Origin of the sequence: Sporosarcina koreensis, assembly GCF_001531445.1 — a bacterium.
GTDB lineage: Bacteria > Bacillota > Bacilli > Bacillales_A > Planococcaceae > Sporosarcina > Sporosarcina koreensis_C.
Genome location: NZ_LQYA01000054.1, coordinates 32,627 through 47,633, shown reverse-complemented (window position 1 = coordinate 47,633; position 15,007 = coordinate 32,627). Strand labels below are relative to the sequence as shown.

General features: G+C 46.1%; 15 protein-coding genes. 10 read left to right on the top strand and 5 right to left on the bottom strand.

The genetic code is table 11. The features are described 5' to 3' along the window. From scpA to AWV70_RS09465, 3 genes are all read left to right on the top strand, one after another. A partial coding sequence (gene scpA / locus AWV70_RS09475) for a methylmalonyl-CoA mutase (RefSeq protein WP_060206495.1) occupies positions 1 to 2,047 on the top strand: 2,047 nt, incomplete at its 5' end. Between the two features lie 32 nt (positions 2,048 to 2,079). Next, positions 2,080 to 3,129: a methylmalonyl Co-A mutase-associated GTPase MeaB gene (gene meaB, locus AWV70_RS09470; protein ID WP_060206492.1), complete on the top strand. Its 1,050-nt coding sequence runs from the start codon at positions 2,080 to 2,082 to the stop codon at positions 3,127 to 3,129. 102 nt (positions 3,130 to 3,231) lie between these two features. After that, positions 3,232 to 3,672: a BrxA/BrxB family bacilliredoxin gene (locus tag AWV70_RS09465; RefSeq protein ID WP_060206482.1), complete on the top strand. Its 441-nt coding sequence runs from the start codon at positions 3,232 to 3,234 to the stop codon at positions 3,670 to 3,672. Between the two features lie 31 nt (positions 3,673 to 3,703). On the opposite strand, the gene prli42 is transcribed toward AWV70_RS09465, so the two are convergent. Next, entirely contained in the window at positions 3,704 to 3,799 is a 96-nt protein-coding gene (gene prli42 / locus AWV70_RS23410; protein ID WP_153009939.1) for a stressosome-associated protein Prli42, read from the bottom strand. 113 nt (positions 3,800 to 3,912) lie between these two features. Between prli42 and mce the strand changes: the two genes are divergently transcribed. Genes mce through rnz form a run of 6 tightly spaced genes read left to right on the top strand, consistent with a single transcriptional unit; the run spans position 3,913 to position 9,699 of the window. Further along, positions 3,913 to 4,332, top strand: a complete 420-nt coding sequence (gene mce, locus AWV70_RS09460; protein WP_060206480.1) for a methylmalonyl-CoA epimerase — start codon at positions 3,913 to 3,915, stop codon at positions 4,330 to 4,332. Next, complete coding sequence (locus tag AWV70_RS09455) at positions 4,319 to 5,866, top strand: acyl-CoA carboxylase subunit beta (RefSeq protein ID WP_060206478.1); 1,548 nt, start codon at positions 4,319 to 4,321, stop codon at positions 5,864 to 5,866. Before mce ends, AWV70_RS09455 begins: the two co-directional genes overlap by 14 nt. A 27-nt stretch (positions 5,867 to 5,893) precedes the next feature. Further along, positions 5,894 to 7,021, top strand: a complete 1,128-nt coding sequence (locus AWV70_RS09450) for a M20/M25/M40 family metallo-hydrolase (RefSeq protein WP_060206476.1) — start codon at positions 5,894 to 5,896, stop codon at positions 7,019 to 7,021. A 3-nt stretch (positions 7,022 to 7,024) separates the two neighbouring features. Continuing rightward, complete coding sequence (locus tag AWV70_RS09445) at positions 7,025 to 7,501, top strand: chemotaxis protein CheW (RefSeq protein ID WP_060206474.1); 477 nt, start codon at positions 7,025 to 7,027, stop codon at positions 7,499 to 7,501. A 59-nt stretch (positions 7,502 to 7,560) separates the two neighbouring features. Then, positions 7,561 to 8,751: a DNA polymerase IV gene (locus tag AWV70_RS09440; protein ID WP_060206471.1), complete on the top strand. Its 1,191-nt coding sequence runs from the start codon at positions 7,561 to 7,563 to the stop codon at positions 8,749 to 8,751. A gap of 9 nt (positions 8,752 to 8,760) precedes the next feature. After that, positions 8,761 to 9,699: a ribonuclease Z gene (gene rnz, locus AWV70_RS09435; RefSeq protein WP_060206469.1), complete on the top strand. Its 939-nt coding sequence runs from the start codon at positions 8,761 to 8,763 to the stop codon at positions 9,697 to 9,699. 40 nt (positions 9,700 to 9,739) lie between these two features. Here rnz and namA read toward each other — a convergent pair whose 3' ends face one another. The 4 genes from namA to AWV70_RS09415 form a co-directional block, all read right to left on the bottom strand. Beyond that, positions 9,740 to 10,759: an NADPH dehydrogenase NamA gene (gene namA, locus AWV70_RS09430; RefSeq protein WP_060206467.1), complete on the bottom strand. Its 1,020-nt coding sequence runs from the start codon at positions 10,757 to 10,759 to the stop codon at positions 9,740 to 9,742. A gap of 16 nt (positions 10,760 to 10,775) precedes the next feature. Then, the gene (proC, locus tag AWV70_RS09425) at positions 10,776 to 11,588 is read right to left on the bottom strand and encodes a pyrroline-5-carboxylate reductase (RefSeq protein ID WP_060206490.1); all 813 of its coding nucleotides are present in this window, start codon (positions 11,586 to 11,588) and stop codon (positions 10,776 to 10,778) included. Positions 11,589 to 11,898: 310 nt separating this feature from the next. Next, positions 11,899 to 13,017, bottom strand: a complete 1,119-nt coding sequence (locus AWV70_RS09420; RefSeq protein WP_060206465.1) for a hypothetical protein — start codon at positions 13,015 to 13,017, stop codon at positions 11,899 to 11,901. 18 nt (positions 13,018 to 13,035) lie between these two features. Beyond that, positions 13,036 to 14,178, bottom strand: coding sequence for an SPFH domain-containing protein (locus tag AWV70_RS09415; RefSeq protein ID WP_060206463.1), 1,143 nt, complete (start codon positions 14,176 to 14,178; stop codon positions 13,036 to 13,038). A 175-nt stretch (positions 14,179 to 14,353) separates the two neighbouring features. Between AWV70_RS09415 and AWV70_RS09410 the strand changes: the two genes are divergently transcribed. Further along, positions 14,354 to 15,007: MBL fold metallo-hydrolase (locus tag AWV70_RS09410; RefSeq protein WP_201024345.1), on the top strand; the 654-nt coding region annotated here is incomplete at its 3' end.

Here is a 15,007-nt window from a genome sequence, read left to right as displayed (position 1 = left end):
GACGAGCTACATAAGTGAAGATATCGAAGGACTCCCCCATTTGCAGGACTTGCCGGGCATCGCCCCAAACACGCGAGGACCATATCCGACGATGTACGTCGCACGCCCTTGGACTGTCCGCCAGTATGCGGGGTTCTCTACTGCCGAAGAAAGTAATGCGTTTTATAGAAGAAACTTGGCAATGGGACAAAAAGGCTTATCGGTCGCTTTCGATTTGGCAACTCACCGCGGCTATGATTCAGATCATCCTCGTGTGACAGGTGATGTCGGAAAAGCGGGTGTCGCGATCGATTCTGTAGAAGACATGAAAATTCTTTTTGACGGAATTCCGCTTGATCAGATGTCCGTTTCGATGACGATGAATGGGGCCGTATTGCCAATCATGGCCTTTTATATCGTTGCGGCGGAAGAGCAAGGTGTATCCCCGGAAAAACTTGCGGGCACGATTCAAAACGATATATTAAAAGAATATATGGTGAGGAACACATACATCTTTCCACCTGAAATGTCGATGCGAATCATTGCTGACATTTTTGAATACACATCCAAAAACATGCCGAAATTCAACTCGATATCAATTTCGGGCTACCATATGCAAGAAGCGGGGGCAACGGCGGATATCGAGCTTGCTTATACATTGGCGGATGGGCTTGAATATGTTCGGACCGGTTTGAAGGCGGGCATCGACATCGATTCATTCGCGCCTCGCCTATCGTTCTTTTGGGCGATTGGCATGAATTATTTCATGGAAATCGCGAAAATGCGGGCAGCACGCAAAATTTGGGCACAAATGATGCAGTCTTTCAATCCGTCCAATCCTAAATCCCTCGCTTTGCGAACACATTCCCAGACATCCGGGTGGAGTTTGACCGAGCAGGATCCTTTCAACAATGTGACGCGCACATTGGTGGAGGCGAATGCTGCGGCAATGGGGCATACGCAGTCATTGCATACGAATGCGCTCGATGAAGCGATTGCGTTACCGACGGATTTCTCGGCGAGGATTGCACGGAACACGCAATTGTTCCTTCAAGAGGAAACGAATATGACGAAAACGATCGATCCATGGGGTGGCTCCTATTATGTTGAAAGGCTGACTGCTGATCTAATGGAGAAAGCATGGGAGCTTATCGAGGAAATCGAAGACTTGGGTGGAATGGCAAAGGCGATTGAAACCGGATTGCCGAAGATGAAAATCGAAGAAGCTGCTGCCAAACGTCAAGCAAAAATAGACTCCCGTACTGAAACGATTGTTGGTGTAAATAAATATCGACTTGAAAAGGAAGAGCCTATCGACATATTGGAAATCGACAACACGGTCGTACGCCAAAAGCAGATTGATCGAATCAACCTTATGAAAGAAAAACGTGTTGAAGCTGAAGTGAATTCTGCTTTGCATGCCTTAACAGAGGCAGCACGCGATGGAAGCGGAAACCTTCTGGCACTATCGGTAAATGCAGCGCGTGCAAGGGCGACAATCGGAGAAATATCCGATGCAATCGAGAAAGTGTCCGGCAGGCATAAAGCGGTCATCCGGTCTGTAAGCGGCGTCTACAGTTCGAATTTCTCAAATGCGGAAGAAATCGAAGAAGTGAAAGCGATGTCTGTTGAGTTTTTGGAAAATGAAGGACGGCGCCCCCGCATTCTCATTGCGAAGATGGGTCAGGATGGCCATGACCGCGGTGCAAAAGTGATTGCCTCTTCATTTGCGGATTTAGGGTTCGACGTGGACATCGGTCCTTTATTCCAGACACCAGAAGAGACTGCATTACAGGCTGCGGAAAATGACGTTCATGTAATCGGAGTCAGTTCTCTCGCCGCGGGACATAAAACACTTGTTCCAGAATTGCGTAATGAGCTCTCGAAAATTGGAAGGGAAGACATTCTAATCGTTGTTGGCGGGGTCATTCCTGCACAAGATTACGACTTCCTACGTAAAAACGGCGCGACAGCCATTTTCGGACCGGGGACGGTCATACCTGTCGCTGCACAGAAAGTGATCGAAGACATATACCGTTCTCTCGGTTACGAGGAAGTGACGGAGTGAACAAAAAAGAACGTTTACAGGATGACAGTGCAATGCATGTAATGAACGGCATTGAGTCAAGGCATGATGGCATGGTTGCCCCGAAACGCAAACGATTTGTGAAAAAAGAGAAAGATATCAACGTCGATGGACTCTATGAAGAAATCGGCAAAGGATCGAGGCTGCATCTTTCCAAAGCGATCACGCTGTTGGAGAGCCGTGCGGAACAGGACCAGAAGGCAGGGCAGGAGTTGCTTCGTAAGCTGCTTCCGAAAACAGGAAAAAGCATTCGGATCGGCATTACTGGGGTCCCCGGAGCGGGAAAGAGCACATTCATAGAAGGGTTTGGACTTCAATTGGCGAAAATTGGCCATAAGGTGGCTGTGCTCGCCATCGACCCAAGTTCGACGGTGACAGGCGGGAGCATTTTGGGCGATAAGACGAGAATGGAGGCGTTGGCAAAACATCCGAATGCCTTCATCCGTCCATCGCCGTCTTCTGGCACCCTTGGAGGTGTCCATAAAAAGACGCGTGAAACGATGTTGCTTTGTGAAGCAGCTGGATATGACATCATCCTCATTGAAACGGTAGGTGTCGGTCAAAGTGAAACCGTTGTAAGAGGGATGGTCGATTTCTTCATGCTGCTCGTTTTGACAGGAGCGGGCGATGAGCTGCAAGGCATGAAAAAAGGGATCATGGAGCTGGCGGATTGTATGATCGTCCATAAAGCGGACGGTGATAATTTGAAGCTCGCGAAGAAGACGGTTAGGGAGTATCGACAACTTCTCCATTTCCTTCAACCGGCGACCCCCGGCTGGACGACGTCTGCCCTTCCTGTCTCATCGTTAGAACTCACCGGTTTTGAAACGGTGTGGGAAACGATCAAATCGTTCCAGGAGCACATGGTGGAAAGCGGTGTTTGGAATGAACGGAGGCAATCCCAGACGAAAGATTGGTTCCATTCGATGATCAGGGATCGATTGATCGATAGTTTCTTTTCACAGCAAGGCAAAAAAGAGCTTGTCGCGGATCTTGAAAAACAGTTGCTGACCGGTGAAATGACAGTTGCCAGCGCCGTGGATTGCATTCTTCCTATGGAATGACTATAGTCTTCCTTGTTTAACCAACTCTTTGAAATCCACTTTTTTGCAAGTATAACAACCAACTGCTATGATGAAAATATATTTTGAAAGGGGCAGATCCGAATGACAATGGATTTTAACTTTTATATGGAAGATATTACGAAGACAGCACGATCAGAAATGGAAGCAAGCGGCTATGAACAATTGACAACACCTGAAGAAGTAGAAGAGGCATTTAAACGCCCAGGAACGACGCTTGTCATGGTGAACTCCGTTTGTGGATGCGCAGGTGGAATTGCTCGTCCCGCTGCAGCCCACGCAGTCCATTATGATAAACGCCCTGATCATCTTGTCACTGTATTTGCTGGTCAAGACAAGGAAGCGACAGCATACGCACGCATGATCTTCGGTGAAGACCATCTGCCTTCATCCCCATCATTTGCATTATTGAAAGACGGAAAGCTCGTTGCGGAAGTCGGACGGTACGAGATTGAAGGACATGATCCGATGTCCGTCGTAACGAATCTACAAAGCCAATTCGAAGAGCATTGCGAGGAAATATAAAAAACAGTCCCGTGGGACTGTTTTTTTGTTCTTATAAAAGTACGCTCAAACCTATAAGGACAGTCGAAGCGACCATAGCCGCAATCATTAGATAGACAACAATTTTTTGCACTTTCTTATTGCTCATCGGACAAATCTCCTCGCATTATAGATACTTCCATTTTAACAGATTCCTTAAAATTCTCAAGATGTAGCGGATTTAATTAGAAAACGTTACAATGGATTGAAGGAGGCGTTCAAATGAAAAAAGTGGATCATATCGGAATTGCCATTAAAGATTTGAAGAATGCGCTGCCATATTACATAGAAACATTAGGATTGAAGCTGCTTGGAATTGAAGAGGTGGAGAGTCAAAAAGTGAAGGTTGCATTCATCGATGCAGGAAATTGCAAGCTCGAGCTTTTGGAACCGATCGGAGAAGACGGGGCGATTGCGAAATTCCTTGAAAAGCGCGGGGAAGGTATTCATCATATCGCTTTCGGTGTGACTGATATTCGAACACGTATGGAGGAGCTCAAGGAAAAGGGCGTTCAACTACTGCAAGATGAGCCTAAGCTGGGAGCAGGCAGTGCTGAAGTGGCCTTCATGCATCCGAAATCGTCTTTTGGGGTGTTGTACGAACTATGTGACAAAGGGGATAAGCCAAATGGACATTTATGATAAAATTAATGAATTATACGATAGGAAACGGGAAATAGAACTTGGTGGAGGAGACGAACGGATCGCAAAGCAGCACGAAAAAGGGAAATTGACTGCCCGGGAACGGATCGAACTTTTGCTCGATGAAGGGTCGTTTGTCGAGTTGAATCCTTTCGTCATACATAGGACACGTGATTTTGGAATGGACAAGCAGATAGGACCGGGTGACGGTGTCGTGACAGGATACGGAAAGATCGATGGCCGTCCAGTTTATTTATTCTCACAGGATTTTACCGTTTTCGGTGGCGCGCTTGGTGAAATGCATGCTATGAAGATTGCGAATGTCATGGATTTGGCTGCGAAGAATGGCGCCCCTTTCATCGGTTTGAACGATTCCGGCGGCGCACGTATACAAGAGGGAGTCGTATCACTTGATGGTTACGGTGAAATTTTCTATCGTAATGCGATTTATTCGGGGGTCATCCCTCAAATTTCTGTCATTTTAGGGCCATGTGCGGGTGGGGCGGTTTATTCCCCAGCTATTACTGATTTTGTATTCATGACGGATGAAACGAGCCAAATGTTTATTACCGGACCGAAAGTCATTGAAACGGTGACTGGTGAAAAAATTTCATCCGAAGATTTGGGTGGATCGAAAGTACATAATTCTATAAGCGGGAACGCCCACTTCCGTGGAAAAGACGAAAAGACGGTTCTGGAACAAGTACGGAATCTTCTGTCCTACCTTCCGCAAAACAATGACCAAAAAACTCCTATTCTTGCTGTGGAGTCGGAAGAAGACTACCGAAACGATTTGGCGGATATCGTTCCTTTTGAAACGATACGCCCTTACGATGTCCGTAAAGTCATTGAACAAGTCGTCGATGAAAATTCATTTCTCGAAGTGCAGGCAGAATTCGCAAAGAACGCGGTTGTCGGTTTTGCTCGGATGAAGGGCGAGTCGGTTGGTTTGATATGCAACCAACCGAAAGTGATGGCTGGAGGATTGGATATTAATTCGTCGGATAAGATTGCCCGCTTCATCAGAACATGTGATTCGTTCAATATTCCGCTTATTACATTCGAGGACGTTACAGGCTTCTTCCCGGGAGTAAAACAGGAGCATGGGGGGATCATCCGCCACGGTGCAAAAATCCTTTATGCCTATTCGGAAGCGACAGTTCCTAAAATTACAGTCATCTTACGAAAAGCATTCGGCGGGGCTTACGTTGCGTTGAACTCGAAAGCGATTGGTGCGGACGTTGTCTATGCATGGCCGAATGCAGAAATAGCCGTAATGGGAGCGGAAGGCGCAGCGAATATCATTTTTGCTCGAGAAATCGCAAATAGTGACAACCCGGATTCGACGAGAGATGAAAAAATCGAAGAGTACCGAGCGAAGTTTGCAAACCCATATGTCGCTGCTTCCCACGGAATGGTCGACGATGTCATCGATCCAAGGGAGACGCGCATCAAATTATTGCAAGCGCTTGAAATGATGAGGGATAAGCAAGAGACGCGCCCGAGAAAGAAACATGGCAACATCCCATTGTAATGATCGAACACGAAGGAGAGATGCATAGTGAATGCACAACGGCTATTGGATGAGTTTTTTGAACTTGTACAAATTGATTCTGAAACGAAACATGAAGAAGGAATTGTCTCTGTATTGAAAGAGAAAATGGAAAGCCTTGGTTTTACTGTTGTTGAAGACAACACAAAAGGAGTGACTGGACACGGTGCCGGAAACCTGATTGCAACTTTGAAGGGCACAGTGGAAGGCGCTGATCCGATTTACTTTACATGTCATATGGATACGGTCGTTCCCGGGAAAGGGATCAAGCCGGAATTGCGTGAGGACGGTTACATTTATTCGGATGGCACGACAATTCTAGGTGCGGACGATAAGGCGGGGATTGCCGCTTTATTTGAAATGGCAAGGGTATTGAAAGAAGACGTCAACCGGCATGGGGATATCCAATTCATTATTACAGCTGGAGAAGAAAGCGGACTTGTTGGGGCAAAGGCGATGGATCCATCATTGCTGATGGCGAAATACGGCTATGCAGTTGACAGTGACGGGAAAGTGGGCGGTATTGTTACTGCTGCCCCTTATCAGGCAAAACTTTGGACGACAATTCATGGCAAGACTGCCCATGCCGGAGTTGCTCCCGAAAAAGGTGTTTCAGCCATCAATATCGCTGCTAAATCGATTGCTGCGATGACGCTTGGTCGCATTGATTCGGAGACAACGGCAAACATTGGCCGTTTCGAGGGCGGACAGGCAACGAATATCGTCTGTGATGAAGTCCATATTTTATCGGAAGCACGTTCCATCATTTCCGCTAAGCTTGAGAAACAGACTGCCCATATGGTGGAAACGTTCGAAAAGACGGCTGCTGCCATGGGCGGAAAAGCGGAAACAGAAGTGAAGCTTATGTATCCGGGATTCAGCTTCGATGAAGATGCGGAAGTTGTGCAAACGGCAATGGAAGCGATCCGTAATGTCGGCAGAGAACCTGAACTCATGACAAGCGGCGGTGGAAGCGACGGCAACGTATTCAATGGGATTGGAGTTCCAACGGTGACATTGTCGGTCGGCTATGAGGAGATCCATACGAAAAATGAACGGATGCCTGTGGAAGAATTAAATAAGCTCACTGAATTATTGATAGAAATTGTTCGCGTTGCGGCGAGTAAGGGGGTTTAAGCGATGAGTGACGTAAAGGCGGTTATTGTTCAATGCGGACAAGAAGAATACGCTTTACCAGTCGATACAGTCGTCTCGATTGAAAAACTGGAACGGGTGAACCCGATCCCGCACTTGCCGGATTATATGCTTGGCTTGATGAAAATCAGAGGAGAATTAGTTCCGATTCTGGATTTTCAGCAAATCCTTTACGGTAAATCGGCTAAAGATGATCCGAATGCAAGAATCGTTGTCGTGCAAACCGAAAATCTGTTTATCGGGTTGCTAGTTCTTGATGCGAAGGAGATTCTGGATATTCCGGAAAGCAAATTGACCTCATCCGGCTTGATGGCCTATTCAAGAACGCCTTATTTCAAAACGGTCGCCAATCTCGAAGAGCGGATGATCACCGTTGTCGATGCTGAAATCCTGTCACAGACGTTGCCGGGTATGGATGAAATAGGAGAATATGTACAGTCACAGCGTATTCAAGAAAAATGAAAGAGAACCGGATGGATGCATCCATCCGGTTTTTCAATGAACCAATGGAGGTGAAGTAAATGGCAAATGACCGGGAACCACAGGCAAGAGTCATCCTTCATCTTGATATGAACAGTTTTTTCGCTTCCGTTGAGCAGGCCCATGATCCGAAATTGAAAGGGATACCAATGGCAGTTGCCGGAAATCCTAAAGAGCGGCGGGGGATCCTTGTCACATGCTCATACGAGGCGAGAGCGCTTGGCATATACACGACGATGCCTGTCGGCGAGGCGAAACGGATTTGTCCAAACCTTGTCATCGTGCCGCCTGACCATGAAAAATACAAGATTGCCTCCGACGCTGTCTTTACGATCTTAAGATCCTATACCGATCTAGTCGAGCCCGTCTCGATCGACGAAGCGTACATCGACATAACGAATATCGGTGGGTTGACAAGAGCCGTGCAAATTGCCGAACATATGCAACAGCGAATCCTTCATGAATTGGACCTTCCTTGTTCAATCGGAATTGCCCCGAACAAGTTTTTGGCGAAGACTGCTTCAGATATGAAAAAGCCCATGGGCATCACGATTTTACGGAAAAGGCAAATGCCGGATATTTTATGGCCACTTCCCGTCATAGAAATGCACGGGGTTGGGAAAAGTACAGAAAAACGGTTGAATGAAATAGGTATTTCCACCATCGGGGATTTGGCGAAAGCTGAGGAAACATTGATTAAAAGTACAATGGGTAAAAACGGCATAAGATTGCGAAACCGGGCGAATGGCGTTGATCATCGACCGGTCGATCCGGATGCGGCGGATGAAAGAAAAAGTGTGGGAAGCTCGACGACATTGCCGATTGACGAAACGGAACTTTCTGCATGTCTTGAAGTGTTCAGGCGATTGTCCGTGAAAGTCGCTCAGCGATTGGACAAGAGACAGTTGGCGGGGACTGTCGTCATGATACAAATCCGGACGTCAGATTGGCGAAACGCAACCAGAAGCCGGACAGTGCTCAATCCGCTCTATAAAGCGGAGGATTTATACAAAGAAGCGTCTGAACTTTTCAAACGTCATTGGAACAAGGAGCCGATCAGGCTGCTGGGAATTACGGTTTCCAATGTGATTCCGATACATGACTTACATGAACAATTATCATTCGACAGCTTCGAGAAATACGCCAAAGAAGCAAAAATGGACGAGCTCGTAACGGAGCTCGAGAAAAAATTCGGTCCAAACTCCGTTAAACGGGGGATGGGAGAAAGGTAGGCGCTCGTAATGGAAATAGTTTTCTTAGGAACCGGCGCCGGCATGCCGTCGAAGCAACGCAATACATCATCTTTGATTCTCAACCTATCTGCGGAGCAAGCGGGCTATTGGATGTTCGATTGCGGGGAGGCCACACAGCATCAATTGCTTAGAACATCGATCAAACCGAGAAAAATAAATAAGATTTTCATCACACATCTGCATGGTGATCATATTTTCGGATTGCCAGGATTCCTGGGATCTCGCTCGTTTTTAGGCGGAGAAGAAGAATTGATCATATACGGACCAGTGGGAATAAAGGAATGGATTTTGACATCACTCCGTCTAACGAAAACACATTTGACGTATCCATTGAAAATCAAAGAAATCGAAGAAGGAATCATCTTTGTGGATGATCAATTCAAGGTAACTACACAAGAACTGGAGCACGTCATCCAATGTTTCGGTTTTAGAATCGAGCAGCAGCCATTGCCCGGCAAGCTTTTTGTAGAAAAAGCATTCGAATCGGGTGTGCCGAAAGGCCCTTTATTGAAAAAGTTGAAAGATGGGGAAGACGTAAAACTGGCCGATGGACGAATCGTTTACAGCAAAGACGTTACGGGAGAGGCTCAAAAAGGTTTTACGGTTGCTGTTCTCGGGGATACAAAATACTGTTCTGCTGCTGTTCAATTGGCGGAAGAGGCAGACATCCTCATCCATGAAGCGACATTTGACAATGAAACAGGTGACCTTGCGAAAGAGTATGGCCATTCGACAATAGGTGACGCGGCAAAAACAGCGAAAGAGGCAAATGTGAAGGCACTTATCGCAAATCATATTAGTGCGCGGTTCACCCATGCGGATATAGCTAATTTAAAGGAACAAGGAAGCGATATATTTCCGAACGTATATGTTGCAGAAGACTTCAGCCATTTTGAATGGAAAAATGAGCAGTTAACCAAAAAATAAAGCTGCCGCGGTCAATCTTGACAAGCGGCAGCGTTACTTATTAAAAAGTCCACCCTCGATCATATTGTGTAGGCGGCTCGATTGCAACGCCCAATTCCTTCGCTGCTGAATAAGCCCAATACGGATTCCGCAGCAACTCCCTGGCTAACAGTACAACATCTGCGCGGCCATTCTTCAATACTTCCTCTGCCTGCAACCCCGTTGTAATGAGCCCAACAGCTCCAGTCGCTATACCTGTTTCTTTTCGTATTTGCTCAGCAAACGGCACTTGATAGCCTGGAAATACATCAATCTTCGCGGGAACGACAGCTCCAGAACTCACGTCTATCAAATCAACATCTTGCGTTTTCATCCAATTTACCATTTCGGTGTATTGAGAAGTTGTCATGCCGCCATCCACGTAATCCTCCGCCGATATCCGTACGAATAGAGGGCCGTCCCAGACGGTACGGACAGAATCGATAATTTCACGTAAAATGCGATAGCGATTTTCTGAAGGGCCTCCATATTCATCATCCCTTTTATTTGCCAATGGCGATAGGAATTCATTGATCAAATAACCGTGAGCGGCATGCAGTTCAATCACATCAAAGTCTGCTTCTTTCGCACGGACAGCAGCATCTTTGAAAGCATCCACTGTCTCCCTGATTTCCGCTAGGGACATTTCAACTGGTGTTTTGTACTGATCATTGAAGCGAATGGCACTTGGCGCGTAAATATCGCCATCCACCGTTGCCTTTCTGCCTGCATGTGCTAACTGGATGCCGGTCTTTGCTCCATGCTGTTTCATAAGACGAACAACTTCAGAAAGTCCTTCCACATGATCATCGCTCCAAATGCCAAGATCACGATATGAGATTCTGCCCTCCGGCAATACGGCGGTCGCCTCCACGATAATCAATCCGGCTTGCCCGACAGCACGAGTGGCATAGTGGATTTTATGCCAATCCTCGACTTTTCCATCCAAGTTATGGCTTGAGTACATGCACATCGGTGCCATTACAATTCTATTTTTCAATTCCACTCCACGAATTGTATATGGTTCAAATAACTTTGCCACTTCAATTCCCCCTCATTTATGAAGAAGGTGCTCCCAAATCCCGAGAACGCCTTTCTGCACTATTGATGCATTCAAAGATCGTTTCTTTGAATAAACGACTTTCAAGCGCTTTTATGCCAGCTTCCGTAGTGCCCCCTGGACTTGTTACATTCCGCCTTAACAGACTAGGCTCTTCGCCGGTTTGGCGCAACATTGCGGCGGCACCTTCGAATGTCTGAAGAATCAGCTCGCGTGCGACTTCATTTGAAAGTCCCTTTGCAATTGCAGCTTCTTCCAATGCCTCCACCATATAATAGACATATGCAGGACCGCTGCCGGATAAAGCTGTTACTGTATGCAACTCATCCTCGTCCACTTCTTTCACAACCCCGATCGATGACAGAAGATCCAAAATCTGTTTCCTTATCTTTGAATCCACTAACGCATTCATCGAAACACCGCTTGCGGATTTACCGATAGTTGCAGACGTATTTGGCATGGAACGTGCGACAGGGCGATTGCCAAGTCCTTTTTCGATCGTTTCAATCGACACACCTGCGATAACGGATAAAACAGCAGTTTCATCTTTTACATAATCGGAGATATCGTTCATCGCTTGTTGGATATCTTTCGGTTTCGTCGCCAAAACGATGAGCTCTGCTTTTCGCAAAGCATTTCGCTCACTATCGACGATAGAAACCCCATATGATTTCTGTATGAAGGAAAGTCTCTCATCGTCGGATTTATTCATCACATAAATATCGTTGGCTTGCATGACTTCATTATTCAGTATACCAGCGATAATCGCTTCTGCCATGGAACCGGCTCCTACAAAAACAATCGTTCCCATCTTCATCAGTCCTTTCATGTAAATAAAAAAGCGTTTCCATCCCGATATGATCAGGACGAAAACGCATGTTTCCGCGATACCACCTAAATTTGCCGATGCAATCCGGCACAACTTACTAGCTTTCGTAACGTGAAAGGGACGGCCGTGTTTCCATGGCAGCTCGGAAGCAGGTTCGGGGCAGGAGAGGGAAGGCGGCTCTCAGTCGGTGACCGCGTTTCCTGTATCCTTCACTGCCCTTACTCGTCTTCTTCAACGCTCGAGTATTGTAAATTATAGTGATTATTGCACGTTGTCAGATAAAAGTCAATGGTTATAGACCTTCTTGGAAGAGATAAATAACACCGACGACAAATACTATGGTCAGGACAGTAAATAGAACTTTCCACACACTGATTGGAGCCTTGCCACTCACTTTTCCGGTTTGGCCATTTACGAGGAACCGGTACACAGTATTATTGAAGGTAAAGGAAGATATCCAAAGCGGCAATAAAATATGCTTAAATGTTATTCCGTCATATGACGTATCCACCTTCACTATTCTCACTTCATCACCTGTTTCCTTGCGAAGGATTCCACTCCGTATCCGTTGGTCGATAATCCCACGGGCTGAGGACCAGCCCTCTTTTAACGGAATCGAATAGCGCTCAGCGAGAAAGCCCGATAAATACTCCGTCCTATAGTCTAGTAAGCCGCCAAGTTGAAAAGGCTCCACCTTATCAATCAAACCAGAGGCGACATTACGTGATGCCTTGACTAATATATCATCGAAAAATTTGTTATATCTTCCATATTCGGTGCGCCATCTGATTTTCCTAACTTGTTCCGTAACCTGTTCCATCTTTCCATCGCGATGAACAGTTCTAGTCTCCGTGACATAATAATATGTACCTATCCTGACTGTATAGGAAGATTTTGTATGAGAGTCGAACGTCCAATAGGGGATATACGTGCCGCTTATTTTTTGCAACTCATAATCCTTCTTTAACCTGGATGGCGCAAAATACCGTTTGGATATCCACGTCTTAAACTTCTCAACGGCCTGTTCCTTTGAGATTTGAAAAGGAAGGACCAATGCGGGCTTGATGCCGGCGTCATGTTCAGTGACGGTGATATGGGAAGAACCGCAGAAGGTGCAGAAATCGGCGACCTTATCGTTGTCTAATAGGGTTTCGGCTCCACAGTTATCACATTTGAAAACACGTTTCTCGTTGCTCCAACTATGATCAGCATGATCTAATGCATCTAAATAATCGTGTTCTGTCGTATTTTCTCGGGTTGCTTCAATTTCCACTTCCGTCCCGCAAAAAGGGCATTTCAATCCTCGTGTCACAGGGTCATAGACTGTATTTCCACCGCACGAACCACATTGGTTCACTTCCGTTTCTTCAATCGTTCCATCATCTAGTACTTCTTTGTCCACATTCGTCATCCCATCACCCCATTACGGTCAGCCGTCTAGGCCCTCTCCACAATCTCCACAAAACTTAGCGTATGGTCCATTTTTTGCACCGCATCCCGCACATTTTTTCTCCGTCACTTGTTTGGCGCCACATTCCCCACAGAATTTTGACCCTTCTTTTATTTCTGTTTGGCAATTGACACATGGAACCTTCTTCTCTTGAACTGACATACCACATTCTGGGCAGAACTTTGCCGTTGTCCGAATTTGCGCTTGGCAGTGCGGACATGCCATTTTTGCCGGTTCAGTTGGAGGAGCTGGCTGTTGCTGATTTGAAGTGAAGGCTCCTGCCATCGCATTTCCGATTGCAGCTCCGACTCCGATGCCGGCACCTGTCGCGGCCATTCCACCGCCTTCATTTTTGGCTGCATCACGGATTGCTTCCGCTGCCTGGTATTGTGTATACGTATTCATATTGCCGAGTACGCCCATCGTTGTCCGCTTATCCATTGCCTGTTCTACTTCTTTTGGAAGGGACAAGTTTTCAATATAGAGGGAAGTGATGTCGAAGCCAAATTCAGCAAAGCGCTCTTTCATCTTCTCTCTACCTTGTGTACTTAGTTCGTCATAATGCATCGCAAGGTCAAGTGCAGGTATTTGCGATTCGGCAAATAGGTCCGTCAAGCCGGAAAGAATCATTTTCTTCAAATGGTTTTCGATACTACTCGTATCATATGAACTGCTTGTACCGAATAGTTCCTTTAAGAAACGGGCAGCATCAGCAACTTTGTAAGAGTAAATACCATAGCCGCGCAATCGGATCATCCCAAAATCAGCATCGCGCATCATGATCGGATTGGAAGTTCCCCATTTTTGATTAATGAACTGCTTTGTATTCACAAAATATACTTCCGCCTTAAAAGGGGAGTTGAATCCAGTTTTCCAGGACTTCAGCTTCGTTAAAATAGGCATGTTTTGCGTATATAGGACGTGATGGCCAGGCGTGAACACATCGGCGATTTCGCCTTCGTTCACGAATACCGCAACTTGCGATTCACGGACGATCAAACTGGCACCCATCTTGATCTCGTGGTTTTGTACCGGAAAACGATACACCATTGTATTGGAGCTTTGGTCCGTCCATTCTATGACTTCGATAAATTGGCTTTTGAAAAAATTGAAAATCCCCATATCGATCCTCCTAGTAAAAAAGTTATCGTCATTATAGCATACTACGGATAATTCGAATAAAGGTTTCAAGAATGTAGGTTTTTCAAGGGTGACGGAACTTTAGAAAAGATGTACAATGGTCTGAATAGCCATTCATAAATACTAAATCTGATGAAATTCGAAGGAGTATACTTATATGATCCATAAAATTGAAATTCCGACGCCTTTTGCTGTCGGCGATGTCAACGCATTCGTCGTAAAAGGTGATGCACTATCACTTGTTGACGCTGGCCCTAAGACACCAGAGGCATATGAAGCATTGAAACGTGGCCTTAAGGAAGTCGGCTATACAATCAATGATATAGAGCAAGTTGTTTTAACTCATCATCATCCCGATCACGCCGGCTGGATGGATGCATTTGATAACGCGGAAGTGATCGGTCACCCGTACAACGACCTTTGGCTTAAAAGAGACGAGTCGTTCATGGAATACCATGACCGTTTTTATTTGCAATGCCTGAAAGAAGAAGGAGTACCTGAGCACTATTTCAATTGGGTAGAAAAGATGAAACGCCCAATCCGATTGATGGGTGACCGAACACTCGACAGGATTATCGGGGAAGGCGACGAATGGGACGGACATACGGGCTGGATTGTCATGGAAACGCTAGGACATGCGCAAAGCCATATTGCCCTGTTCAATGAAAAGACGGGGGAAATGATTGGGGGAGATCTCGTGCTGGAAAAAGTTTCTTCAAATCCTTTAATCGAACCACCCGCAGACCGTGAAGCCGCTCGCCCGAAATCATTGTTGCAATACAATGCTTCATTGACACGGCTATTAGACCTG